Here is a 24767-nt window from a genome sequence, read left to right as displayed (position 1 = left end):
GCGGACCCGGGGCGAGCGCCCCGGGTCCGGCGAAGGAGCGAGCGTGGCCGGACCGACGACCGCCCAGCGCGGCGCAGCCAAGCAGGCCGACACCCCGGCCCGCCCGCCGCACATCGGCCCCGAGGGGCGCCGGCTGACCGGCCGTGTGCGAATGGTCCTGGCCGCGGTCGCCGTGGCCCTGACCGCCGCGGCGACGGTCTGGGTGTTCTACGGATCCTCCTGGCTGCGGGTCGAGCAGGTGACGACCAGCGGCACCGACGTCCTGACCCGGGCGGAGGTGGAGGCCGTCGCGGCCGTTCCCGTCGGAGCTCCGCTGGTCTCCGTGGACATCGAGTCCATTGAGGACAGGTTGCGCCAGAAGTTGCCCCGTATCGACTCCGTGGATGTCGTACGGTCCTGGCCGCACGGTATCGGCCTTAAAGTGACCGAACGACAGCCGGTCCTGTTGGTGGAAAAGGGTGCGAAGTTCATCGAAGTGGACGCGAAGGGCGTGCGCTTCGCCACGGTGGACAAGGCGCCCGGGCACGTACCCCTGCTCGAGTTGGACACCGGCCGGTCGGCGAGTCTGCGACGCTTCGGCAGTGACCGTCTGTTGCAGGAGGCGGTCGACGTCGCGGGCGACCTCCCGGAAAAGCTGTCCCGGGAGACCGAGACCGTACGGATCACCTCGTACGACTCCGTCTTCCTGGAACTGACCGGGGAACGGACCGTGATGTGGGGCAGTGGTGAAGAAGGGCCCGTGAAGGCGCGGGTCCTCACCGCTCTCATGAAAGCCTCGCCCAAAGCGGGGCACTTCGACGTGAGCGCACCCACCGCCCCGGCGGCATCGAAGAGTTGACGCGTATTCGGCCTGGCCAGCACCCTGGTTGGTCAGCGCTACGGGTGATCACATAGGGTGAAAAGAAAAACGGGAGGTTCGGCGTGTTCGTTGAACGTGCGCCACTTGTCGACTTAGTGTCCTGTTCGGGAGAGTCCAAGAAGCGGACACACTGGTAACCCTAAACTTCAACGTTAGGGTTTGGGTCGGCGTTCGGACCGTCCCAATCGGCATCCGTCGTCGCGGCGGGACTACCGCGAAGCGACGACACGTAACTCGAGGCGAGAGGCCTTCGACGTGGCAGCACCGCAGAACTACCTCGCAGTCATCAAGGTCATCGGTGTCGGCGGCGGTGGTGTCAATGCCATCAACCGAATGATCGAGGTCGGCCTCAAGGGCGTCGAGTTCATCGCGATCAACACCGATGCGCAGGCACTGCTGATGAGCGACGCCGACGTCAAGCTCGACGTCGGCCGTGAACTCACCCGTGGCCTCGGCGCCGGGGCGAACCCCGCCGTCGGCCGCAAGGCGGCCGAGGACCACCGTGAGGAGATCGAGGAGGTCCTCAAGGGGGCCGACATGGTCTTCGTCACCGCCGGAGAAGGCGGCGGCACCGGCACCGGCGGCGCACCCGTCGTCGCCAACATCGCCCGCTCGCTCGGCGCCCTGACGATCGGTGTGGTCACCCGCCCGTTCACCTTCGAGGGCCGGCGACGCGCGAACCAGGCGGAGGACGGCATCGCCGAGCTCCGCGAAGAGGTCGACACCCTCATCGTCATCCCCAACGACCGGCTGCTGTCCATCTCGGACCGCCAGGTCAGCGTGCTCGACGCGTTCAAGTCGGCCGACCAGGTGCTGCTCTCGGGCGTCCAGGGCATCACCGACCTCATCACGACCCCGGGTCTGATCAACCTCGACTTCGCCGATGTCAAGTCGGTCATGTCCGAGGCCGGATCGGCGCTCATGGGCATCGGATCGGCCCGCGGCGACGACCGCGCGGTGGCCGCCGCGGAGATGGCGATCTCCTCGCCGCTCCTCGAGGCGTCCATCGACGGTGCCCGCGGGGTGCTGCTCTCCATCTCCGGCGGCAGCGACCTCGGTCTCTTCGAGATCAACGAGGCCGCGCAGCTGGTGAGTGAGGCCGCCCACCCGGAGGCCAACATCATCTTCGGTGCGGTCATCGACGACGCGCTGGGCGACGAGGTGCGGGTCACCGTGATCGCGGCGGGCTTCGACGGCGGACAGCCGCCGGCCCGTCGGGAGACCGTCCTCGGGGCGGGCGCCAAGCGCGAGGAGCCGGCTCCGTCGGCCCGGACCACCGAGCCGGTGCGCCAGACCAGCACGCTGGGCTCCGTGCCCTCGCGTGAGGAGACCCAAGCGCCGGCCGAGCCGGTGCCGGCGGCGAACGAGAGCTCGCTGCCGCCGGTCTCCCCTCCGCACGTTCCGACGGCACGTCCCTACCAGGACTCCCAGGCCGAAGAGCTGGACGTACCGGACTTCTTGAAGTGATAGGTCCGCAGCACGCGGTGAAGACCGCGGGGTCTTCGGCGGGCGGCGCCCATTTCGCCTTCACCGACAGGTGGGGCGGAGTGAGCGCCGCTCCGTACGAGGAGCTCAACCTCGGCGGCGCGGTCGGCGACGACCCCGCCGCCGTCCGTGCGAACCGCGAACACGCCGCGACCGGGCTCGGCCTGGACCCGGCGCGGGTCGTCTGGATGAACCAGGTCCACGGGCGCGAGGTGGCCGTCGTCGACGGGCCCTGGGGTGACGCGGGTGAAATCCCCGCCGTGGACGCGGTGGTGACGGCCCGGCGCGGACTCCCGCTCGCGGTGCTCACCGCCGACTGCACCCCCGTACTGCTCGCCGACCCGGCGGCCGGAGTCGTCGCGGCCGCCCACGCGGGCCGGCCGGGACTCGTCGCGGGGGTCGTACCGGCCGCCGTCGAGGCCATGATCGCTCTGGGCGCCGAACCGTCGCGGATCGTCGCGCACACCGGACCGGCCGTCTGCGGACGGTGCTACGAGGTTCCGGAGCAGATGCGTGCCGAGGTCTCCCGGGCGGTCCCGGCCTCGTGGTCGCAGACCAGCTGGGGGACACCGGCTGTGGACGTCACCGCCGGAGTGCACGCCCAGCTCGACGCACTCGGGGTCGGCGACCGGCACAGCTCGTCGTTCTGCACCCTGGAATCGGGCGACCACTTCTCGTACCGCCGCGACCGCACCACGGGTCGGCTCGCCGGATATGTCTGGTTGGACTGATAGGGCATGACGGAACGTAGGGCTCAACTCGCCGCGAACCTCGCACAGGTGGAGGAACGTATCGTGTCCGCCTGTGCGGCGGCGGGCCGCGAACGGGAAGAAGTGACCCTCATCGTGGTCACCAAGACGTATCCCGCGAGCGATGTGCGGATTCTGCACGAACTCGGTGTGCGCCATGTCGCGGAGAATCGGGACCAGGACGCGGCACCCAAATCTGCGGCATGTGCGGATCTGTCGCTCACATGGCACTTTGTCGGACAGTTGCAGACGAACAAGGTTCGTTCCGTGGCCGGTTATGCCGATGTGGTGCAGTCCGTGGACCGGATCCGGCTCGTTTCTGCTCTCTCGGCGGCGGCGGAGAAGGGCGGACGTGAACTCGGCTGCCTCATCCAGGTCGCCCTGGACGCGGAGAGCGGCGAGCGCGGTGACCGGGGCGGGGTCGCACCGGACGCGATCGAGGAGTTGGCCGCGGCGGTGGAGGCGGCACCCGGGCTCCGGCTCGGCGGCCTGATGACCGTCGCCCCGCTCGCTGGGCCGTACGCGGGCCGCCAACGGGCCGCGTTCGACCGCCTGATGGAATTCTCATCCCGCCTGCGCGGGAACCATCCGGCTGCGAACATGGTCTCTGCGGGGATGAGTGCGGATCTCGAGGACGCGGTGGCGGCCGGAGCGACACATGTACGCGTCGGTACGGCGGTACTCGGAGTCCGACCCAGGCTCGGGTAACGTCGCGAAGCAAGTCGGACCACAGCAGAAAATATGGTCATTCCCGCTCCAGGCGGGCAGGCCGGAGTGGATCTCGGGCACTTGGTGACACGAATGCCGATCCACCACAGAGCGGAGGACTCGGAGCATGGCCGGCGCGATGCGCAAGATGGCGGTCTACCTCGGCCTCGTGGAGGACGATGGGTACGACGGTCCGGGGTTCGACCCCGATGACGAATTCGAACCCGAGCCGGAGCCCGAGCGGGACCGGCGGCGGCACCAGCCCGCGCATCAGGTGGAGCGGGAAAGGGACGAACCGGTGCGAGTGGTGCAGCCACCGGCGCCGCGTGAGCCGGTTCAGCTCCCGGCGGAAAGCGGACGACCCGCCCGAATCGCCCCCGTGGCATCCATCACACCTGACCGCCCGAACATGGAGAAGAACGCACCGGTGATCATGCCCAAGGTCGTGTCCGAGCGGGAGCCCTACCGCATCACCACGCTGCACCCCAGGACCTATAACGAGGCCCGTACCATCGGGGAACACTTCCGTGAGGGCACTCCGGTGATCATGAACCTCACGGAGATGGACGACACGGATGCGAAGCGACTTGTCGACTTTGCCGCAGGACTTGTCTTCGGCCTCCATGGCAGCATTGAGCGGGTGACGCAGAAGGTGTTCCTGTTGTCGCCTGCTAACGTCGATGTCACGGCGGAGGACAAGGCCCGCATCGCAGAGGGCGGATTCTTCAACCAGAGCTGAGAACACGACACCACGAACAACCCGGCCGTGAGGCCGGTGCCGGCCGGGAGGCCGGAGCTAACGAGAGCCAGGGGAGAGGGAAGCGCGAGACATGGGCGTCGCACTGGATGTGGTCTATATCGCGCTGATGTGTTTCCTCATCGTGCTGATCTTCCGGCTGGTCATGGACTACGTCTTCCAGTTCGCACGTTCATGGCAGCCAGGCAAGGCGATGGTGGTCGTTCTCGAGGGCACTTACACTGTCACCGATCCACCGTTGAAGCTTCTGCGGCGGTTCATACCGCCGTTGCGTCTCGGGGGCGTGGCACTTGACCTGTCCTTCTTCGTTCTGATGATCATCGTCTACATTCTGCTCAACATCGTGGGCAAGCTTGCGAGCAGCGTGTGAACGATACGGTCTTGCCGACTGCCGACGACTACGTAGAGGTGAAGAAGAGATGCCGCTGACCCCCGAGGACGTGCGGAACAAGCAGTTCACGACCGTCCGCCTCCGAGAAGGCTATGACGAGGACGAGGTCGATGCCTTCCTCGACGAGGTCGAATCGGAGCTGACCCGCCTGCTTCGTGAGAACGAGGACCTGCGCGCCAAGCTGGCCGCTGCCACGCGTGCTGCCGCGCAGAACCAGCAACAGCAGGGTATGCGTAAACCGCCGGAGCAGCAGGACAGGCCGGGCGCCCCTGTGCCCGCCGCCATATCTGGTCCGCCGGTACAGCAGCAGCAGCCCCCGCAGATGGGTCCCCCCCAGCTGCCCGGTGGCGCTCCGCAGCTGCCTGCCGGTCCCAGCGGCCACGGCCCCCAGGGCGGCCACGGCCCCCAGGGCGGCCACGGCCCCGGTCCGCAGGGCCCCGGTCCGATGCAGGGCGGTCTCATGGGTGGCCCGATGGGCGGCCCCATGGGCGGTCACGCCCCGCAGCAGCAGATGCAGCAGATGCAGCAGCCGCAGATGCAGCAGCCGCAGATGCAGCAGCCCGGTCAGGGCCCCGGTGGCGACAGTGCCGCCCGTGTCCTCTCCCTTGCCCAGCAGACCGCCGACCAGGCGATCGCGGAGGCCCGCTCCGAGGCCAACAAGATCGTCGGCGAGGCGCGCAGCCGTGCCGAGGGTCTTGAGCGTGACGCACGTGCCAAGGCGGACGCGCTGGAGCGGGACGCGCAGGAGAAGCACCGCGTGGCGATGGGCTCGCTGGAGTCGGCCCGCGCGACGCTGGAGCGCAAGGTCGAGGACCTGCGCGGCTTCGAGCGCGAGTACCGGACCCGTCTGAAGTCCTACCTGGAGAGCCAGCTGCGTCAGCTGGAGACCCAGGCCGACGACTCGCTGGCTCCGCCGCGTGCCCCGGCCGCCGCTTCGCTGCCGCCGTCGCCCTCGCTGGCTCCGGCCGGTGCGGGTGCGATGGGACACACCATGGGCTCGAACCACGGTGGGCACGGCAACCAGCAGATGGGCGGCAACCCGTCCATGGGTGGCGGACCGTCGTACGGCGGCCAGCAGCAGATGTCGCCCGCGATGACGCAGCCGATGGCGCCGGTGCGGCCGCAGGCTCCGCAGCCGATGCAGCAGGCGCCTTCGCCTATGCGTGGGTTCCTGATCGACGAGGACGACAACTGAGCGGTTCGCGCTCGCTGAGCGCGTAGCCGTCGGCAGGCAAAGGGCCGGGCCCCGGGGATTTCCCTGGGGCCCGGCCCTTTTGCGTGCGTCTGCTCGCGGGGCGGGGTGGGGCCGCTGCGCGGGGCCTGTCCCCTACCCGCCCCTTCCCGTAACCGGGGGCTCCGCCCCGGACCCCCGCTCCTCAAACGCCGGAGGGGCTGGGTGGGGGGCCGCACCGGGAGGGCTGGGGGGAGAGGGAGGGGGCTGCACCGAGAGGGCCGCACGAGGGGGAGGGAGCCGCGCCGGGAGGGCCGGGGAGGCCGGGGAGGGGGACGGGCTGCCGGTGGGTGAGGGTGAGCCTTGGGAGGGGGCCGGGCTGCCGGTGGGTGAGCGTGAGCCTTGGGAGGGGGCCGGCCACCGGGCCGGTGGGAAACGGGAGCGGCCATCTCCCACAGAGGAGGGGTCGCTGGGAAACGGGAGCGGCCCGCCCATCCAACCGGATGGGCGGGCCGCTCTTGTGGTGCGGGTCAGTGCTGTGTCTTGCGGAGACGGAACGTGAGGGCCAGGCCCTCGTCCTCGAACGGGGCGCCGTACGTGTCGTCCGCCTGGCCCTGGGCGTAGTCCAGGGCCAGGACCTCGTCCGCGATCAGGGGCGCGTGTTCGGTCAGGGCCTCGGTCGTGGCGGGGGACGTCGAGGTCCAGCGGACCGCGATCCGGTCCGCCACGTCCAGACCGCTGTTCTTGCGGGCCTCCTGGATCAGGCGGATCGCGTCACGGGCCAGCCCCGCCGCTCGCAGCTGCGGGGTGATCTCCAGGTCCAGGGCGACCGTCGCGCCCGAGTCGGACGCCACCGACCAGCCCTCGCGCGGGGTCTCCGTGATGATGACCTCGTCGGGGGAGAGCGTGACCTGCTCGCCGTCGACCTCGACCGACGCCGTGCCCTCGCGCAGGGCCAGGGAGAGTGCCGCCGCGTCCGCGTTCGCGACCGCCTTGGCCACGGCCTGCACCCCCTTGCCGAAGCGCTTGCCCAGCGCGCGGAAGTTCGCCTTCGCGGTGGTGTCGACCAGCGAACCGCCGACCTCCGAGAGCGAGGCCAGGGAGGAGACGTTCAGCTCCTCCGTGATCTGGGCGCGGAGATCGGCCGGGAGGGACTCGAAGCCGGACGCGGCGACCAGGGCCCGGGACAGCGGCTGGCGGGTCTTCACACCGGACTCGGCACGCGTGGCGCGGCCGAGCTCGACCAGGCGGCGTACGAGCGCCATCTGCGAGGAGAGCGCCGGGTCGATCGCCGCCGGGTCCGCCTTCGGCCAGGTCGAGAGGTGCACCGACTCGGGGGCGTCCGGGGTGACCGGGGCGACCAGGTCCTGCCAGACCCGCTCGGTGATGAACGGGGTCAGCGGGGCCATCAGCCGGGTGACCGTCTCGACGACCTCGTGCAGCGTGCGCAGCGCCGCCTTGTCGCCCTGCCAGAAGCGGCGGCGGGAGCGGCGCACGTACCAGTTGGACAGGTCGTCGACGAACGCCGAGAGCAGCTTGCCGGCGCGCTGGGTGTCGTAGCTGTCCAGGGCCTCGGTCATCTGGTCCACGAGGGCGTTCAGCTCGCTCAGCAGCCAGCGGTCCAGCACCGTGCGCTCCGACGGCGCGGGGTCGGCCGCAGAGGGCGCCCAGGCCGACGTACGGGCGTACAGGGCCTGGAAGGCGACCGTGTTCCAGTAGGTGAGGAGCGTCTTGCGGACGACCTCCTGGATGGTGCCGTGGCCGACCCGGCGCGCCGCCCACGGGGAGCCGCCGGCCGCCATGAACCAGCGCACGGCGTCGGCGCCGTGCTGGTCCATGAGCGGGATCGGCTGGAGGATGTTCCCCAGGTGCTTGGACATCTTGCGGCCGTCCTCGGCGAGGATGTGGCCGAGGCAGACCACGTTCTCGTAGCTGGACCTGTCGAAGACGAGCGTGCCGACCGCCATCAGCGTGTAGAACCAGCCGCGGGTCTGGTCGATGGCCTCCGAGATGAACTGCGCCGGGTAGCGGCTCTCGAAGATCTCCTTGTTCTTGTACGGATAGCCCCACTGCGCGAACGGCATCGAACCCGAGTCGTACCAGGCGTCGATGACCTCCGGGACGCGGTACGCCTCCAGCCGGCAGTTCTCCTGGGTGCAGGTGAACGTGATCTCGTCGATGAACGGGCGGTGCGGGTCCAGCTCCGACTGGTCGGTGCCGGTGAGCTCGCCCAGCTCGGCCCGGGAGCCGACACACGTCAGGTGGTTGTCCTCGCAGCGCCAGATGGGCAGCGGGGTGCCCCAGTAGCGGTTGCGGGACAGTGCCCAGTCGACGTTGTTGTTCAGCCAGTCACCGAAGCGGCCGTGCTTGACCGAGTCCGGGAACCAGTTGGTCTTCTCGTTCTCCTGGAGCAGCCGGTCCTTGACCGCCGTCGTGCGGATGTACCAGGACGGCTGCGCGTAGTACAGCAGCGCGGTGTGGCAGCGCCAGCAGTGCGGGTAGCTGTGCTCGTACGGGACGTGGCGGAAGAGCTTGCCACGGGCGGCCAGGTCCTCGGTGAGCGCCTCGTCCGCCTTCTTGAAGAAGACGCCGCCGACCAACGGAAGGTCCTCCTCGAAGGTTCCGTCGGGGCGGACCGGATTGACGACGGGCAGGCCGTAGGAGCGGCAGACGACGAGGTCGTCGGCGCCGAAGGCGGGGGACTGGTGGACCAGACCCGTACCGTCCTCGGTCGTGACGTACTCGGCGTTGACGACGTAGTGCGCCTCGGCCGGGAAGTCGACCAGGGAGAACGGGCGCTCGTATGTCCAGCGCTCCATCTCGGCGCCGGTGAACGACCGGCCGGTGGTCTCCCAGCCCTCGCCCAGCGCCTTCTCCAGGAGGGGTTCGGCGACGACCAGCTTCTCCTCGCCGTTCGTCGCGACGACGTACGTGACGTCGGGGTGCGCGGCGACCGCCGTGTTGGAGACCAGGGTCCAGGGGGTCGTCGTCCAGACCAGCAGCGCGGCCTCGCCGGCCAGCGGGCCCGAGGTGAGCGGGAAGCGGACGAAGACCGAGGGGTCGACGACCGTCTCGTAGCCCTGGGCGAGCTCGTGGTCCGAGAGCCCGGTGCCGCAGCGGGGGCACCAGGGGGCGACGCGGTGGTCCTGGACCAGCAGCTCCTTGTTGAAGATCTCCTTCAGCGACCACCACACGGAGTCGACGTACGCCGGGTCCATGGTGCGGTACGCGTCGTCCAGGTCCACCCAGTAGCCCATGCGGGTCGTGAGCTCGGTGAACGCGTCGGTGTGGCGGGTGACGGACTCACGGCACCTGGCGTTGAACTCGGCGATGCCGTACGCCTCGATGTCCTTCTTGCCGTTGAAGCCCAGCTCCTTCTCCACCGCGAGTTCGACCGGCAGCCCGTGACAGTCCCAGCCGGCCTTACGGCCGACGTGGTAGCCCTGCATGGTGCGGAAGCGGGGGAAGACGTCCTTGAAGACGCGGGCCTCGATGTGGTGGGCGCCCGGCATGCCGTTGGCGGTGGGCGGGCCCTCGTAGAAGACCCACTCGGGGCGGCCCTCGGACTGTTCGAGGCTCTTGGCGAAGACCTTGTTGTCACGCCAGAAGTCGAGCACGGCGTGCTCGAGGGCGGGCAGGTCGACCTGGGCGGGTACCTGGCGGTACTGCGGCGATGTCATGTGCGGGCTTCCTCCGGCGGACGTCTTCCACTTCCGTCGGAGGGACGAGAACCGGCAGGCTCCCGCGGTACCACCCTCCTTGGCCCCGGGCATACGCCCTTGGCCCCCTCATTGGGGTCGCGATGCCGGGTCTACTGGCCTTGCACCCGTGGGTGGAGCCCACTGTCCAAAGCTTTCTTCCGGCAGCTCCGGGGTGATCTTCACGACGCGCTCGCCCCCGGGCTCCCACCGTCCCCGGGTCGCTGCCGGCTGCGTACGACGCTACTCGTCCCATCCATGCCTCTCGCTGCGGCCAGTGTACGGGCCCGTACGGGCGACGGCCGACCGGTTTATCCACGGGCGCGGTGCGACCCGAATGGCCGGACGGGGCGGACGGAGTCCCCGGGTGTCCGGGCGGGCGGATTACCGCGCGGGGAGCTGGGCACAACGGTTGCAGGTACGCCACCACGCGATCACGGGAGGGCCGACCGGCGGCGTGCCCCGTTGCCGCTGGGCCGGGGTCGATTTATCGTCCCAGCACGATTCGCGTGCAAGATCACAATATGTGAAGGGGCCGCGGCCATGGTGGCGAAGAAGACCGCCGTAACGAGAACGGCGTCCGAGAGGTCCACGGCTGCGGCTGCCGGGGAGCCGGCCGGGAGCGAGGAGGCCGTCACGGACTCCGTCACGGACTCCGGCCCGGACGCGGCGGAGGAGCCGGCCGGGAAGACGGCCGCAAGGAAGGTGGCGGCGAAGAAGACGCCGGCGCACCCGCCGGACGAGCAGGAACGGGCCGATCGGGCTCCGGCGCACCACGGGCCGGCGAAGAAGAGCGCGGCGAAGAAGAGCGCAGCCAGGAAGGCTTCGGAGAAGGCCACGGGGGCGGCCCAGGCCGCCGAGCAGACAGGAGCCCACACGGTGGTAGCCAAGAAGAGCGCCGGCCGGACCACGGCAGCAGGAAAGGGCGGCGCGACAGCCGTGCCGCAGGCCCGTGCGGCCGCCGCGACGGCCACGGGGGAGCTCGCGGTCAGGCCCGGGGAGGATCCCTGGACCCCGGAAGAGGTCACCGAGGCGCGGACGGTGCTGACCAGCGAGGTCATGCGGCTGCGCAGCGAGCTGGAGGCGTCGGGTGCGGCGCTGGCCGGTCTGATGCGGGACTCCGGGGACGGCGCGGGGGACGACGACGCGGACACCGGCACCAAGAACATCACCCGCGAGCACGAGCTGTCCCTGGCCGCGAACGCCCAGGAGATGCTGGAACAGACCGAGCGGGCCCTCGCCAGGCTCGACGCGGGCACGTACGGGCTGTGCGAGGTCTGCGGCAACCCGATCGGCAAGGCACGGATGCAGGCGTTCCCCCGGGCCACCCTCTGTGTGGAGGACAAGCAGAAGCAGGAGCGGCGCGGTTGACCTCACCGGTGTGTCGTACCCTCGTCCTCAGTCAGGCACCTAGGTTGAGGGACTCACGTGGCAGAGGCGGAGCGCATCATCGGTACGCCGGATATCCCTGATGCCGAGGGGGCTGAAGGGGCGGAGCCCCAGCAGCCCTCCGAGGGCGCGAGCCCGGCGGACGGCGGCCGGGGCAGGAAGAAGATCCTCGTCCTCCTCGGCGTGGCCGTCCTGGCCTACCTGCTGGACCTGATCAGCAAGATGATCGTGGTCGCGAAGCTGGAGCACCAGGAGCCCATCGAGATCTTCGGCGAGTGGCTGAAGTTCGACGCGATCCGTAACGCGGGCGCGGCCTTCGGGATCGGTGAGGCGTTCACCGTGATCTTCACGGCCATCGCGGCCGTCGTGATCGTCGTGATCATCCGGCTGGCGCGCAAGCTCTACAGCCTGCCCTGGGCCATCGCCCTGGGCCTGCTGCTCGGCGGAGCGCTCGGCAACCTCACGGACCGCATCTTCCGTGCGCCCGGCGTGTTCAAGGGCGCGGTGGTGGACTTCATCGCCCCCGCGCACTTCGCCGTCTTCAACCTCGCCGACTCCGCGATCGTCTGCGGCGGCATCCTCATCGTGATCCTCTCCTTCAAGGGCCTGGACCCCGACGGCACCGTGCACAAGGACTAGTGGGCGCAAGGCATACTCGACAGGTGAGTACGTATCCCGAGGTCCGCACCCTGCCCGTACCCGAAGGCCTGGAAGGCGAGCGTGTCGACGCCGCCATCTCCCGGATGTTCGGGTTCTCCCGCACCAAGGCCGCCGAGCTGGCCGCTGCCGGGAAGGTCCAGGTGGACGGTGCGGTGGCCGGGAAGTCCGAGCGGGTGCACGGCGGCGCCTGGCTGGAAGTGGAGATGCCGCAGGCACCCGCTCCGGTCCAGGTCGTCGCCGAGCCCGTCGAGGGCATGGAGATCGTGCACGACGACGACGACATCGTCGTCATCATGAAGCCCGTCGGCGTCGCCGCCCACCCCAGCCCCGGCTGGACCGGCACCACCGTGATCGGTGGTCTCGCGGCGGCCGGCTACCGGATCTCCACCTCCGGTGCCGCCGAGCGCCAGGGCATCGTGCACCGGCTGGACGTCGGCACCTCCGGCCTGATGGTCGTGGCCAAGTCCGAGCGTGCCTACACCCTGCTCAAGGCACAGTTCCGGGACCGGGTCGTCGAGAAGAAGTACCACGCGCTGGTGCAGGGCCACCCGGACCCGATGAGCGGCACCATCGACGCCCCCATCGGGCGCCACCCGCAGCACGACTACAAGTGGGCCGTCACCGCCGAGGGCAAGCCCTCCGTGACGCACTACGACCTCATCGAGGCCTACCGCGCGGCCAGCCTGCTCGACATCAAGCTGGAGACCGGGCGCACGCACCAGATCCGCGTGCACATGGCCGCCCACCGCCACCCCTGCGTCGGCGACCTGACCTACGGCGCGGACCCGACGCTGGCCAAGCGCCTGGGCCTCACCCGGCAGTGGCTGCACGCGGTCCGGCTCGGCTTCGAGCACCCCTCGGACGGCAGCTGGGTCGAATTCTCCAGCACCTACCCGGACGACCTCCGCCACGCCCTCGAAACGATCGCGGCAGAGAGCGAATGAGTTCCGCACCCGCCGCGTACACCACCCGCAGGGCGCTGGACGAGAGTGACCTCGCGGCCTGCTTCCAGGTCCGCAAGGACGTCTTCGTCGGTGAGCAGCGGGTGCCCGAGGAGATCGAGTACGACGCCCACGACGCCGGCGCGGTGCACGTCCTGGCCGTCGCCGCGGACGGCTCCGCACTCGGTACGGGACGGCTGCTGCACGGTGCGGCGGCGGCCGACCGGACCGGGGGCGACCTCACCGTCGGCTCACTGGGCCGGCTCGCCGTGACCCGGGAGGCCCGCGGCCTCGGCGTCGGTGCCGCGCTGGTGCGCGCAATCGAGGCGGAGGCGCGCACGCTGGGCCTGGCCGCGGTCGACCTGCACGCCCAGACGCATGCCCTCGGCTTCTACGAGCGGCTCGGCTACGTCGCCTACGGCCCGGAGTTCCCGGACGCCGGGATGCCGCACCGGGCCATGCGGCGGGCGCTCTGACCTGATCACCTGACCGGGCCGCCGTCGCGGCGACGCCGGGACAGCGGCCCCGCGTGGTACGCCGGGATCCGGTCGGCCGAGCAACCGGGCCCCGGACCGGGAACGCCGCGGAAGGCACAACGTGGACCAAATGACACTCCTGCTCCTGCTGCTGCTCGGAGCGGTGGTCACGGTGCCGCTCGGGAGCTACGTGCTCGCCGAGGAGCTGATGGGCTCGGGCGTGCTCGCCGTCCTCACCACGGCGCTCTTCCTCGCCGAGCACACCGCGGACGCCGACGACGTCCTCGGACGCCTCACCGGCAGGTCCTTCCGGGAGATCGTCGACACACTCGTCACCGGCGTCGCCTTCGGCCTGATCGGCCTCGAACTCCACAACGTCTTCGGCACCGCCGACGGCCGCCTGCCTGAGCTGCTGGGCTGGGGCCTGGTCGTCGTCGCGGTCGTCGTCGGCGTACGGCTGATGTGGCTGCTGCCCGCCACCTGGCTCGCCAAGCGGCTGCACACCCGCCGTGACTACAGCGAGGAGATCCCCACCAGCTGGCGCGAGACCGTCGTCATGTGGTGGGCCGGGATGCGCGGGGTGGCCTCCGTCGCACTGGCCCTCGCGATCCCGCTGGAGACGGACGACGGCAAGCCGTTCCCCGGCCGCGACGAGATCGTCTTCATCGCGTTCGCCGTCATCATGGCCACCCTCGTCTTCCAGGGCCTGACCCTGCCGTGGCTGGTGCGGAAACTCGGCGTCCGGGCGGACACGGACGCCGAAGGGGCCCTGGAACGCGACCTCGCGATCCGTGCGGCCAAGGCGGCCAAGCACCGGCTCGGGGAGATCCAGGACGCCGAGGACTTCCCCGAGGAGGTGCTGGAGCGGCTGCAGCGCGCGGCGTACGACATCGGGGCCCGGATCAGCCCCGACATGGTCGACGAGGAACGGCGCGAAGCGTACGCGCGGCGCGCCGAGCGGTTCAAGGCGGTCGGCCGGGTCCAGCGCGAGATGCTGTCGGCGGCCCGCCACGAGGTGCTCGCCGCCCGCAGCGAGCCGGGGTCGGACCCCGAGATCGTCGACCGGGTGCTGCGCCACCTGGACGTGCGCAGCCTGCGCTGACCGTCCGGCCGGCCCACCCGTGCACCCGAACCGCGCCGACTCAGCCGCGCCCGGTGCGGGGAGCCATGTCCGGGTCCTGCTTCCGGCCGTCGGACGGGGCACGGCCGTTCTCCGCGCCCGTCAGTTCCCGCCAGTGGTCGCCCGGCCGCAGGGCGGCGGGCGCCGTCGCGACGCGCGGCAGGGCGTACGGGTGGTGGTCCCGCAGCCAGGCGATCATCTGCTCCCGCACGGCGCAGCGCGCCGTCCAGATGTCGTCCGCGTCCTTCGCCGTGATCACGGCCCGTACCTCGATCGTCGTGGGGGTGGTGTCCGTGACGGCCAGCGACCAGTCGCGGCCGTCCCACGCGGCGCACTCGCCGAGGATGTCGCGCAGCCTGTCCCGTATCGCGGGGACCGGGGCCGAGTGGTCGAGGTGGAAGAAGACGGTGCCGGACATCTGCACCCCGCCGCGCGACCAGTTCTCGAACGGCTTGCTGGTGAAGTAGGACACAGGCATCGTGATCCGCCGCTCGTCCCAGGTCCGCACCGCGAGGAAGGTGAGGGTGATCTCCTCCACCGTGCCCCACTCGCCGTCCACGACGACGGTGTCGCCGATCCGGACCATGTCGCCGAAGGCGATCTGGAAGCCGGCGAAGAGATTGCCGAGGGTCGACTGGGCCGCGACACCGGCGACGATGCCGAGCACACCGGCGGAGGCCAGCATCGAGGTGCCGACGGTGCGCATCGCCGGGAACGTCAGGAGCATCGCGGCGACCGCGACCGTCGCCACCACGGCGGTGACCACCCGCTGGATCAGCGTGACCTGGGTCCGGACCCGGCGGACCCGGGCCGGATCGCGGGTGGACGTCGCGTAGCGGGCGTACGAGGCCTGGACGACGGTGGCGGCGACGCGGATCACCAGCCAGGCCGACGCGGCGATCAGCACCAGCGTCAGGACCTGGCCGATCGCGCCCCGGTTGTCCCGCACCACGTCGAGCCGCAACTGGCCGAAGCTCGCCCTCAGCAGCGCCGTGCAGAGCACCACCTGCAGGGGCGGACGGCAGAGCCGCAGCAGACCCCAGACCGGCGTCTCCTGGTGCCGGTCGTCGGCACGCCGTAGCAGCCGGTCGACCAGCCAGCCCACCAGCAGTGTGATCATCAGCGATCCGCCCACCACGAGCAGCGGTCGCACTATGTTCTCCATCCCGTCGTCCTCCGAGCGATCAGGGCACAGCTGGCACCATGGGACGCATGAACATCATGCTTTTCCACTCGACCTACGGTCTGAGGCCCGCTGTGCACGCGGCTGCCGACCGGCTGCGCGCGGCCGGGCACGAGGTGCGCGTGCCCGATCTCTTCGAGGGGCACACCTTCGACACGGTCGAGGAGGCGATGGCCTTCCAGGAAGAGGTCGGCAAGGACGAGCTGCTCAAGCGCGCCGTGCTGGCCGCCGCGCCCTACTCCGACCAGGGCCTGGTCTACGCCGGCTTCTCGCTCGGGGCGTCCGTGGCGCAGACCCTCGCGCTCGGGGACGCGAAGGCGCGCGGGCTGCTGCTGCTCCACGGCACGTCGGACATCGCGGAGAGCGCCTCGGTGGAGGAGCTGCCGGTGCAGCTGCACGTCGCCGACCCCGATCCGTTCGAGTCGCACGACTGGCTGAACAGCTGGTACCTCCAGATGCAGCGGACCGGCGCGGACGTCGAGGTCTACCGCTACCCCGGGGCCGGGCACCTGTTCACCGACCCGGAACTGCCCGACTTCGACCAGGCCGCCGCCGAGCTGACCTGGAAGGTCGCGATCGGCTTCCTCGCCACGCTGTGAGCACCGGCGGGGCCCCGCGCCGCCCCGGCGGGCGGACGCGGGCCCCTCGGGCGGATCAGCGCACCGGGGCGTCGGCCCTTACGACCTTCTGGGTGCCGCTGAGCGTGCGGTACGAGCGGACCCAGGACGCCGTGGCGTCCTTCCGCGTCTTGTCGGAGACCGCGTAGTAGTCCATCTGCGAGCGCTCGGCGGTCACGTCGAGGACCCCGTAGCCGTGCGAGTCCATGTCGATCCACTTCACATGGCGGTTGGCGGCCTTGACCGCCGCCGTGGCCACGACCGAGACGGTTCCGGGCGCGACCCGCAGGATGTCGTCCAGATTGTCCGAGGTCACCGACGTCACCACGAACTCGGTGGCCGCCGAGGCCGACAGCGGATACGTCGCCGCCTTCACGGGCACGTCGTTGGCCCACGCCATGTGGATGTCGCCGGTCAGGAAGACCGTGTTCCTCACCGACCGGTCCCGCAGGTGGGCGATCAGCTCCTTGCGGTCGTCCGTGTAGCCGTCCCACTGGTCGACGTTGACGGCGAGCCCCTCCCCGGGCAGCCCCAGCAGCTCCGCGAGCGGCGCCAGCAGATGGGCGGGCAGTGCGCCGAAGGCGACCGGCGAGATCATCACCGAGGTGCCGACCAGCTTCCAGGTGGCGTCCGATCCCGCCAGCCCGGCCTTCAGCCAGTCCAGCTGCGCCCGCCCGGTGACCGTACGCTCCGGGTCGTCGACCGCGCCGTTGCCTATGGACGCCTGCTCGGAGCGGAAGCTGCGCAGGTCGAGCAGGTGCAGATCGGCCAGGCTGCCGAAGCGGAGCCTGCGGTAGACGGTGCCCTCGGTGGAGGCGCGGACCGGCATCCACTCGAAGTACGCCTGCTTCGCCGCGGCCACCCGCGCCGCCCAGGCGCCCTCGGTGCCCGGGGTGTGGTTCTCGGCCCCGCCCGACCAGGCGTCGTTGGCGAACTCGTGGTCGTCCCAGATCGCGATCACCGGGTGGGCGGCGTGCAGCGACTGGAGGTCCGCGTCCGTCTTGTACGTACCGTGCCGGGTGCGGTAGTCGGCGAGGGTGAGGATCTCGTGGACCGGGGCGTGCGGGCGTACGACGGTGTCCTGGGTCGGATAACTGCCCGACGCGTACTCGTAGATGTAGTCGCCCAGGTGCAGGACGGCGTCCAGGTCGGCGCGGGCTGCGAGATGCCGGTACGGGGAGAACCAGCCGGCCTCCCAGTTGGCGCAGGAGACAACGCCGAAGCGGATTCCGGGCGTGGCCGAAGCGGCTGCGGGCGCCGTACGCGTACGGCCGACGGGGGAGAGGACCGCCCCTTCGGCGCCGGCGGAGAAACGGAACCAGTACGTCGTCGCCGGGCGCAGCCCGCGCACGTCGGCCTTCACGGTGTGGTCGGAGGCGGCCCGTGCGACGGAGCCGCCCCGGGCGGCGATCCGGGAGAAGGCCCTGTCCTCGGCGATCTCCCACGCCACCGCCGTGTCCGCGCCGAGGCCTGATCCGGGCACGGCCTCCGGGCCGGGCGTGACACGGGTCCACAGGAGTACGCCGTCGGGCAGCGGGTCGCCGGAGGCGACGCCGTGCAGGAAGGCCGGACCGGTGGCGGCGCGGGCGCCGGTGGCCGTGGCGGTGGCGAGCACGGGGGCGGCGACCGCGGTTGCGGCGGCCGCTCTGACAACCGTGCGGCGGCTGGGGTGCGGGAACTGTCGACTGGTCACGGACCAGCACCCTACTGGCGCGTAGAGCGAACAGGCGGGCGAACCAAGGAAGTTCGCCCGCCTGTCGGTGATCAGACACCCGAAGTTGTGCCCCCGGTGCCCCGGAGGCCGGAACCCGTCCGGTCAGCCCTTCAGGGCCTTGGCGATCGCCGCGGTGTACTCGGCCTCCGTCATGGGGGCGTTCTCGCTGCCCTCGGCGGTGACCTTCTTGCCGTCCATCTTCAGCGTGGGGGTGCCCTGGACACCGCTCTCGTCGAACGTCTTGGACATCTTGACCGCCCAGGCGTCGAACGTGCCGTCCTCGACGTCCTTCTCGAACGCGGTGTTGCCCTTGAGCGCGTCCACCGAGTTGGCCACCTCGATGAGGAAGTCGTCCTTGGCGAACTTGTCGTCGCTCTCCTGCGGGTGGTACTTCGCGGAGTACAGCGCGGCCTTGTAGTCCAGGAAGGCCTCGGGGCTCACGTCGAGCGCGGCACCCAGCGCGCTCAGGGCGTTCTTGGAGCCCTCGCCGTTGTCCGTGTTGTCGATGAAGGTGGCACCGACGTACTTGATCCTGTACTTGCCGGCGTCGACGTCCTTGGCGATCGTCTCGCCGACCGTCTGCTCGAACGTGGCGCAGATCGGGCAGCGGGAGTCCTCGTAGAGCTCCAGGGTCTTCTTGGCGGAGGACTCGCCGATCACGACGGTCGTGCCGTCGTCGCCCGAGGTGTTCTTCGGCGCCGTCACGTTCTTCGCGTCGGCGGCGGCCTCCCAGGCGGAGGGCTTGTTCAGCTCCGACACGCCGTAGGCGATGCCGCCCACGACCGCCAGCGCGGCGACGACCGAGACGGCGACGACGATCTGCTTGCGTGCCTTGTCCTTCTTGGCCTGGCGCTCGCGCTCGGCGCGCAGCCGCTCGCGGGCGGCCTGCTTGTTGGCCTGGCTGTTGCGGTTGCTCATGAGTGTTCTCCGGGGGTGCGTGGGGTGGTCTCGGGGGGTGTCGCCATGTGCTCAGGCTGTGACGGGAGCCGAGCTCGGCGGACCCCTCCGTCCCACGGAGTGCACCAGGAGACGGGCCGGGAAGAGCGGGCCGGGACGCCCGGCGGAACGGCCGTCGCGGCGCACGAGGAGCCGGGCGGTCCCCGCCACGGCGGCCGCGGTGAGCAGCGGCCGGAACGCGACGGCGGCAGCCGCGCGCAGCAGCCCCGCCAGCGCCGCCTCGCCGTGCCGCAGCCAGGCCGCGGCCAGCAGGCCCACCGCCACGTGCGCGGCCAGCAGCAGCCACGGCACGGCGGGGCCCGGGGAGGCCAGCAGGGCAGCCGCACGGTCGCCCGTGCCGGTCACCCCGGCCAGCGGCGTCCCCACCGTGGCGACACCGGTGAGCGGCACGGGCGCCTCGCCGCCGCAGAGCAGATCGACACCCACGGACCGCAGCGGGCCCGCGATCGGGCCGCCGGCCGCCCCGTAGCAGAGGTGCTGTCCGGTGGTGAACACCGTGTCGGCGACCAGCTCCAGCGGGACCAGCAGCCCGGCGATCGCGCCGAACCGGCGCTCCCGGCCCGCGAGCGCGAACGCCACGGCGAAGACCGCACCGGCCAGCAGCGCGACCGCCGTGAGCGGCAGCGGGACCCGGGAGAGCAGTACATGGGAGGTGGAGGAGAGCGTGACGACGAGCGCGGTGAACAGCGCCGCGCGTACCGCTCTGATCTGCTTCCCTGATACGTCCATCGCCGCAGAGTGTGCCATGTGTCCCTGTAAACGAGCCCTAAGGCCGTAGGTCGCGGTCTACAGCCCCGGGATGCGGCCGTTGCGGAAGAGGTCCACGAAGATCTGGTGATCGGCGCGGGCGCGGGCGCCGTAGCTGTGCGCGAAGTCGACCAGCAGCTCCGCGAAGCCCTCCTCGTCCGCGGCGATGGCCGCGTCGATCGCGCGCTCCGTGGAGAACGGCACCAGCGAGTGCCCGCTCTCGTCGTCCGCCGCCGAGTGCATCGTCGCCGTGGCCCGGCCGAGATCGGCGACGACCGCCGCGATCTCCTCCGGCTCGTCGATGTCGGACCAGTCCAGATCGACCGCGTACGGCGAGACCTCGGCGACCAGCTGGCCCGCCCCGTCCAGCTCGGTCCAGCCCAGCCACGGGTCGGCGTGCGCCTGCAGGGCGCGCTGCGAGATCACCGTGCGGTGCCCCTCATGCTGGAAGTAGTCCCGCACGGCCGCGTCGGTGACGTGCCGGGAGACCGCCGGGGTCTGCGCCTGCTTGAGATAGATCACCACATCGTTCTCCAGGGCGTCGCTGTTGCCCTCCAGGAGGATGTTGTACGAAGGCAGGCCGGCCGACCCGATGCCGATGCCACGACGGCCTACGACGTCCTTCACCCGGTACGAGTCGGGCCGCGTCAGGCTCGACTCCGGCAGAGTCTCCAGATAGCCGTCGAAGGCGGCGAGCACCTTGTAGCGTGTCGCGGCGTCCAGGTCGATCGCACCGCCGCCGGCCGCGAACCTGCGCTCGAAGTCCCGGATCTCCGTCATCGACTCCAGCAGCCCGAACCGGGTCAGGGAACGGGCGACCCGGAGCGCGCCCAGCAGCGGGCCGTCGGCGGTGTCCAGGGTGAAGGGCGGCACCTCGTCATTCTTCGCGCCCGTCGCCAGGGCGTGGATGCGCTCCCGGTACGCGGCGGCGTAGACCCCGACCAGCACGGTGATCTGCTCGTCGCTCAGCGCCTTCGCGTAGCCGATCAGGGCGACGGAGGCCGCGAAGCGCTTGAGGTCCCAGGTGAACGGGCCGACGTAGGCCTCGTCGAAGTCGTTGACGTTGAAGACCAGCCGGCCGTTGGCGTCCATGTACGTGCCGAAGTTCTCGGCGTGCAGATCGCCGTGGATCCACACCCGGCTCGTCCGCTCGTCGAGATACGGCCCGCTGTTCTGCTCGCGGTCCAGATCGGCGTAGAAGAGCCCGGCCGAGCCCCGGTAGAAGGCGAAGGCGGAACCGGCCATCTTGCGGAACTTCACCCGGAAAGCCGCGGGATCGGCGGCCAGGAGCTCACCGAAGGCGGTGTCGAAAACGGCGAGAATCTGCTCCCCGCGCTGCTCCGCGCGGGTCTGCGTGTCCGACATCGCTGGGTGCCTCCTGCTACATGGCGTTCATGACAAATCGGGCGGGTGTCCCCGCCCTTCCAACGCGCGACCGTACCCCGGAGTGCCCGTCACCTGTCACCTCGGAGACGTAGACTTCCACGCTGTCCCCCCAAGCCGTCATCTGCCGGCCGTCGCCCGATCACCACCCCCTAGCCGAGGCGTCTTCCCGCCGCCCTCGACAACGACCCGGAGGCACAGAGCCGTGGCCAAGCCGCCCTTCACGCACCTGCACGTCCACACCCAGTACTCGCTGCTGGACGGTGCCGCGCGGCTCAAGGACATGTTCGAGGCGTGCAACACGATGGGCATGTCGCACATCGCGATGACCGACCACGGCAACCTCCACGGGGCGTACGACTTCTTCCACTCGGCGACCAAGGCCGGGGTGACGCCCATCATCGGGATCGAGGCCTACGTCGCCCCCGAGTCGCGCAAGCACAAGCGCAAGATCCAGTGGGGCCAGCCGCACCAGAAGCGCGACGACGTGTCCGGCTCCGGTGGCTACACGCACAAGACGATCTGGGCGTCGAACAGCACCGGGCTGCACAACCTCTTCAAGCTCTCCTCGGACGCCTACGCCGAGGGCTGGCTGCAGAAGTGGCCGCGGATGGACAAGGAGACCATCTCCAAGTGGTCCGAGGGCCTGATCGCCTCCACCGGGTGCCCCTCCGGCGAGGTGCAGACCCGGCTGCGGCTCGGACAGTTCGACGAGGCGGTCCGGGCGGCGTCCGACTACAAGGACATCTTCGGCGAGGGCAGGTACTTCCTGGAGCTGATGGACCACGGCATCGAGATCGAGCGCCGGGTCCGCGACGGGCTCCTCGAAATCGGCAAGAAGCTGAACATCCCGCCGCTCGTGACGAACGACTCGCACTACACCTACGCCAGCGAGGCGACGGCGCACGACGCCCTGCTCTGCATCCAGACCGGCAAGAACCTCTCCGACCCGGACCGTTTCCGCTTCGACGGCACCGGCTACTACCTGAAGACGACGGACGAGATGTACGCCGTCGACTCCTCGGACGCCTGGCAGCAGGGTTGCGCCAACACCCTGCTGGTCGCGCAGCAGATCGACACCACGGGCATGTTCGAGAAGCGCGACCTGATGCCGAAGTTCGAGATCCCGGACGGCTTCACCGAGATCACCTGGTTCCAGGAGGAGGTCCGCGTCGGCATGGGCCGCCGCTACCCCGGCGGTGTCCCGGACGACCGGCAGAAGCAGGCCGAGTACGAGATGGACATCATCATCCAGATGGGGTTCCCGGGGTACTTCCTCGTCGTCGCCGACTTCATCATGTGGGCCAAGAACAACGGCATCGCGGTCGGCCCCGGCCGTGGTTCAGCCGCCGGCTCGATCGTCGCGTACGCCATGGGCATCACCGACCTCGACCCGATCACGCACGGGCTGATCTTCGAACGGTTCCTCAACCCCGAGCGCGTCTCCATGCCCGACGTCGACATCGACTTCGACGAGCGCAGGCGCGTCGAGGTGATCAGGTACGTCACCGAGAAGTACGGCGCCGACAAAGTCGCCATGATCGGCACCTACGGCAAGATCAAGGCCAAGAACGCCATCAAGGACTCCGCCCGTGTCCTCGGCTACCCGTACGCGATGGGTGACCGCCTGACCAAGGCCATGCCCGCCGACGTCCTCGGCAAGGGCATCGACCTCAACGGCATCACCGACCCGAAGCACCCGCGCTACAGCGAGGCGGGCGAGATCCGGGGGATGTACGAGAACGAGCCGGACGTCCAGAAGGTCATCGACACCGCGAAGGGCGTCGAGGGCCTGGTCCGGCAGATGGGTGTGCACGCGGCCGGCGTGATCATGTCCAGCGAGCCGATCGTCGACCACGCGCCGATCTGGGTGCGGCACTCCGACGGTGTGACGATCACGCAGTGGGACTACCCCCAGTGCGAGTCGCTCGGCCTGCTCAAGATGGACTTCCTGGGCCTGCGCAACCTGACGATCATGGACGACGCCATCAAGATGGTGAAGGCCAACAAGGGCGTCGACCTGGAGATGCTGGCGCTCCCGCTGGACGACCCCAAGACGTACGAACTGCTGTGCCGCGGCGACACGCTCGGGGTGTTCCAGTTCGACGGCGGGCCGATGCGTTCGCTGCTGCGCCAGATGCAGCCCGACAACTTCGAGGACATCTCCGCCGTCTCGGCCCTGTACCGGCCGGGCCCGATGGGAATGAACTCGCACACGAACTACGCCGAGCGCAAGAACGCCCGGCAGGAGATCACCCCGATCCACCCGGAGCTGGAGGAGCCCCTCAAGGAGGTCCTCGGCCTCACCTACGGCCTGATCGTCTACCAGGAGCAGGTGCAGAAGGCCGCCCAGATCGTCGCCGGCTACTCGCTCGGCGAGGCCGACATCCTGCGCCGCGTGATGGGCAAGAAGAAGGCCGACGAGCTCGCGAAGAACTTCGTCCTCTTCGAGGCCGGCGCGAAGAAGAACGGGTTCTCCGACGCGGCGATCAAGGCCCTGTGGGACGTCCTGGTCCCGTTCGCCGGATACGCCTTCAACAAGGCGCACTCCTCCGCGTACGGCCTGGTCACCTACTGGACCGCCTACCTCAAGGCCAACTACCCGGCCGAGTACATGGCGGCCCTGCTGACCTCCGTCAAGGACGACAAGGACAAGTCGGCGGTCTACCTCAACGAGTGCCGGCGCATGGGCATCAAGGTGCTCCCGCCCAACGTCAACGAGTCCGAGTCGAACTTCGCCGCCCAGGGCGACGACGTGATCCTCTTCGGCCTGACCGCCATCCGCAACGTCGGCCAGAACGTGGTCGACTCGATCATCCGGTGCCGCAAGGCGAAGGGGAAGTACTCCACCTTCCCGGACTTCCTGGACAAGGTCGAAGCGGTCGTCTGCAACAAGCGCACCGTCGAGTCGCTCATCAAGGCGGGCGCCTTCGACGAGATGGGCCACACCCGCAAGGGCCTCGTCGCCCACCACGAGCCGATGATCGACAACGTGGTGCAGGTCAAGCGCAAGGAGGCCGAGGGACAGTTCGACCTCTTCGGCGGCGGCGAGGAGGACAGCGACGAGCCGGGCTTCGGGCTCGACGTCGAGTTCTCCGACATCGAGTGGGAGAAGTCCTACCTGCTCGCGCAGGAGCGCGAGATGCTCGGCCTGTACGTCTCCGACCACCCGCTCTTCGGGCTGGAGCACGTCCTGTCCGACAAGTCGGACGCCTCGATCTCGCAGCTCACCGGCGGTGAGCACTCCGACGGCGCGATCGTCACGGTCGGCGGCATCATCTCCGCCCTCCAGCGCAAGATGACCAAGCAGGGCAACGCCTGGGCCATCGCCACCGTCGAGGACCTCGCGGGCTCCATCGAATGCATGTTCTTCCCCGCGACCTACCAGCTGGTCTCCACCCAGCTCGTCGAGGACACCGTCGTCTTCGTCAAGGGCCGCCTCGACAAGCGCGAGGACGTGCCGCGCCTGGTCGCCATGGAGATGCAGGTCCCCGACGTCTCGTCGGCCGGGACCAACGCGCCGGTCGTGCTGACCATCCCCACGGTCAAGATCACCCCGCCCATGGTCAGCCGGCTCGGCGAGGTGCTCAGCAACCACCGGGGCGACACCGAGGTCCGCATCAGGCTCCAGGGCCCCCGCAAGACCACGGTGCTCCGGCTCGACCGGCACCGGGTCAAGCCCGACCCGGCGCTCTTCGGCGACCTGAAGGTGCTGCTCGGCCCGTCCTGCCTGGCCGGCTGAGAAGCTCTCCGGGAACAGCG

General features: G+C 70.0%; 20 protein-coding genes. 14 read left to right on the top strand and 6 right to left on the bottom strand.

Going from position 1 to position 24767, the window contains the following annotated elements; translation table 11 throughout:
• Positions 1-43 precede the first annotated feature (43 nt).
• The 7 genes from OG524_RS09530 (at position 44) to OG524_RS09500 (ending at position 6144) form a co-directional block, all read left to right on the top strand.
• Positions 44-838 carry a cell division protein FtsQ/DivIB gene (locus OG524_RS09530; protein ID WP_405809820.1) on the top strand — a complete coding sequence of 265 codons (795 nt, stop codon included), beginning with the start codon at positions 44-46 and terminating at the stop codon, positions 836-838.
• Between the two features lie 276 nt (positions 839-1114).
• Positions 1115-2326: a cell division protein FtsZ gene (gene ftsZ, locus OG524_RS09525; protein ID WP_405391374.1), complete on the top strand. Its 1212-nt coding sequence runs from the start codon at positions 1115-1117 to the stop codon at positions 2324-2326.
• Positions 2327-2343: 17 nt separating this feature from the next.
• Entirely contained in the window at positions 2344-3075 is a 732-nt protein-coding gene (gene pgeF, locus OG524_RS09520) for a peptidoglycan editing factor PgeF (protein WP_405393255.1), read from the top strand.
• Between the two features lie 6 nt (positions 3076-3081).
• Positions 3082-3801 carry a YggS family pyridoxal phosphate-dependent enzyme gene (locus OG524_RS09515; protein ID WP_405391375.1) on the top strand — a complete coding sequence of 240 codons (720 nt, stop codon included), beginning with the start codon at positions 3082-3084 and terminating at the stop codon, positions 3799-3801.
• 127 nt (positions 3802-3928) lie between these two features.
• Positions 3929-4540, top strand: a complete 612-nt coding sequence (locus OG524_RS09510; RefSeq protein ID WP_405391376.1) for a cell division protein SepF — start codon at positions 3929-3931, stop codon at positions 4538-4540.
• 91 nt (positions 4541-4631) lie between these two features.
• Entirely contained in the window at positions 4632-4928 is a 297-nt protein-coding gene (locus OG524_RS09505; RefSeq protein WP_014045410.1) for a YggT family protein, read from the top strand.
• Positions 4929-4977: 49 nt separating this feature from the next.
• A complete protein-coding gene (locus OG524_RS09500; protein WP_405391377.1) occupies positions 4978-6144 on the top strand; it encodes a DivIVA domain-containing protein in 1167 nt (388 codons plus the stop codon).
• 506 nt (positions 6145-6650) lie between these two features.
• Here OG524_RS09500 and ileS read toward each other — a convergent pair.
• Entirely contained in the window at positions 6651-9800 is a 3150-nt protein-coding gene (gene ileS / locus OG524_RS09495) for an isoleucine--tRNA ligase (protein WP_405809817.1), read from the bottom strand.
• Between the two features lie 561 nt (positions 9801-10361).
• Here ileS and OG524_RS09490 point away from each other — a divergent pair.
• From OG524_RS09490 to OG524_RS09470, 5 genes are all read left to right on the top strand, one after another.
• Positions 10362-11189, top strand: a complete 828-nt coding sequence (locus OG524_RS09490) for a TraR/DksA C4-type zinc finger protein (RefSeq protein WP_405809815.1) — start codon at positions 10362-10364, stop codon at positions 11187-11189.
• A gap of 57 nt (positions 11190-11246) precedes the next feature.
• Positions 11247-11846 carry a signal peptidase II gene (gene lspA / locus OG524_RS09485; RefSeq protein WP_405391380.1) on the top strand — a complete coding sequence of 200 codons (600 nt, stop codon included), beginning with the start codon at positions 11247-11249 and terminating at the stop codon, positions 11844-11846.
• A gap of 23 nt (positions 11847-11869) precedes the next feature.
• A complete protein-coding gene (locus OG524_RS09480; protein ID WP_405391381.1) occupies positions 11870-12811 on the top strand; it encodes an RluA family pseudouridine synthase in 942 nt (313 codons plus the stop codon).
• The gene (locus tag OG524_RS09475) at positions 12808-13284 is read left to right on the top strand and encodes a GNAT family N-acetyltransferase (protein WP_405391382.1); all 477 of its coding nucleotides are present in this window, start codon (positions 12808-12810) and stop codon (positions 13282-13284) included. The genes OG524_RS09480 and OG524_RS09475 overlap by 4 nt, the downstream gene beginning before the upstream one ends.
• A gap of 121 nt (positions 13285-13405) precedes the next feature.
• Entirely contained in the window at positions 13406-14386 is a 981-nt protein-coding gene (locus OG524_RS09470) for a cation:proton antiporter (protein ID WP_405809812.1), read from the top strand.
• A 40-nt stretch (positions 14387-14426) separates the two neighbouring features.
• Here the strand turns inward: OG524_RS09470 and OG524_RS09465 are convergent, their stop codons facing one another.
• Entirely contained in the window at positions 14427-15569 is a 1143-nt protein-coding gene (locus OG524_RS09465) for a mechanosensitive ion channel family protein (protein WP_405391383.1), read from the bottom strand.
• A 38-nt stretch (positions 15570-15607) separates the two neighbouring features.
• Here OG524_RS09465 and OG524_RS09460 point away from each other — a divergent pair, with 38 nt between their 5' ends.
• Positions 15608-16186: a dienelactone hydrolase family protein gene (locus OG524_RS09460; protein WP_384500866.1), complete on the top strand. Its 579-nt coding sequence runs from the start codon at positions 15608-15610 to the stop codon at positions 16184-16186.
• A gap of 55 nt (positions 16187-16241) precedes the next feature.
• Here OG524_RS09460 and OG524_RS09455 read toward each other — a convergent pair whose 3' ends face one another.
• The 4 genes from OG524_RS09455 to OG524_RS09440 form a co-directional block, all read right to left on the bottom strand.
• Positions 16242-17897: an alkaline phosphatase D family protein gene (locus tag OG524_RS09455; protein WP_405391384.1), complete on the bottom strand. Its 1656-nt coding sequence runs from the start codon at positions 17895-17897 to the stop codon at positions 16242-16244.
• A 123-nt stretch (positions 17898-18020) separates the two neighbouring features.
• Complete coding sequence (locus tag OG524_RS09450; RefSeq protein ID WP_405391385.1) at positions 18021-18836, bottom strand: DsbA family protein; 816 nt, start codon at positions 18834-18836, stop codon at positions 18021-18023.
• Positions 18837-18887: 51 nt separating this feature from the next.
• A complete protein-coding gene (locus OG524_RS09445; protein ID WP_405391386.1) occupies positions 18888-19604 on the bottom strand; it encodes a hypothetical protein in 717 nt (238 codons plus the stop codon).
• Between the two features lie 57 nt (positions 19605-19661).
• Positions 19662-20987, bottom strand: coding sequence for a DUF2252 domain-containing protein (locus tag OG524_RS09440; protein WP_405391387.1), 1326 nt, complete (start codon positions 20985-20987; stop codon positions 19662-19664).
• A 223-nt stretch (positions 20988-21210) separates the two neighbouring features.
• On the opposite strand from OG524_RS09440, the gene dnaE reads away from it, so the two are divergent.
• Positions 21211-24747 carry a DNA polymerase III subunit alpha gene (gene dnaE / locus OG524_RS09435; RefSeq protein ID WP_405391388.1) on the top strand — a complete coding sequence of 1179 codons (3537 nt, stop codon included), beginning with the start codon at positions 21211-21213 and terminating at the stop codon, positions 24745-24747.
• Positions 24748-24767: the final 20 nt, after the last annotated feature.

Source organism: Streptomyces sp. NBC_01520, assembly GCF_045040375.1.
Lineage (GTDB): Bacteria > Actinomycetota > Actinomycetes > Streptomycetales > Streptomycetaceae > Streptomyces.
This window is presented reverse-complemented; position numbering and strand designations above follow the sequence as displayed.

Coding starts and splice junctions, on each gene's coding strand:
- OG524_RS09460 (WP_384500866.1), top strand. CDS start 15,608: ATGGGACGCATGAACATCATGCTTTTCCACTCGACCTACGGTCTGAGG.
- OG524_RS09465 (WP_405391383.1), bottom strand. CDS start 15,569: ATGGAGAACATAGTGCGACCGCTGCTCGTGGTGGGCGGATCGCTGATG.
- OG524_RS09500 (WP_405391377.1), top strand. CDS start 4,978: ATGCCGCTGACCCCCGAGGACGTGCGGAACAAGCAGTTCACGACCGTC.
- OG524_RS09510 (WP_405391376.1), top strand. CDS start 3,929: ATGGCCGGCGCGATGCGCAAGATGGCGGTCTACCTCGGCCTCGTGGAG.
- OG524_RS09445 (WP_405391386.1), bottom strand. CDS start 19,604: ATGGACGTATCAGGGAAGCAGATCAGAGCGGTACGCGCGGCGCTGTTC.
- OG524_RS09440 (WP_405391387.1), bottom strand. CDS start 20,987: ATGTCGGACACGCAGACCCGCGCGGAGCAGCGCGGGGAGCAGATTCTC.
- OG524_RS09515 (WP_405391375.1), top strand. CDS start 3,082: ATGACGGAACGTAGGGCTCAACTCGCCGCGAACCTCGCACAGGTGGAG.
- OG524_RS09490 (WP_405809815.1), top strand. CDS start 10,362: ATGGTGGCGAAGAAGACCGCCGTAACGAGAACGGCGTCCGAGAGGTCC.
- OG524_RS09450 (WP_405391385.1), bottom strand. CDS start 18,836: ATGAGCAACCGCAACAGCCAGGCCAACAAGCAGGCCGCCCGCGAGCGG.
- OG524_RS09475 (WP_405391382.1), top strand. CDS start 12,808: ATGAGTTCCGCACCCGCCGCGTACACCACCCGCAGGGCGCTGGACGAG.
- ileS (WP_405809817.1), bottom strand. CDS start 9,800: ATGACATCGCCGCAGTACCGCCAGGTACCCGCCCAGGTCGACCTGCCC.
- OG524_RS09505 (WP_014045410.1), top strand. CDS start 4,632: ATGGGCGTCGCACTGGATGTGGTCTATATCGCGCTGATGTGTTTCCTC.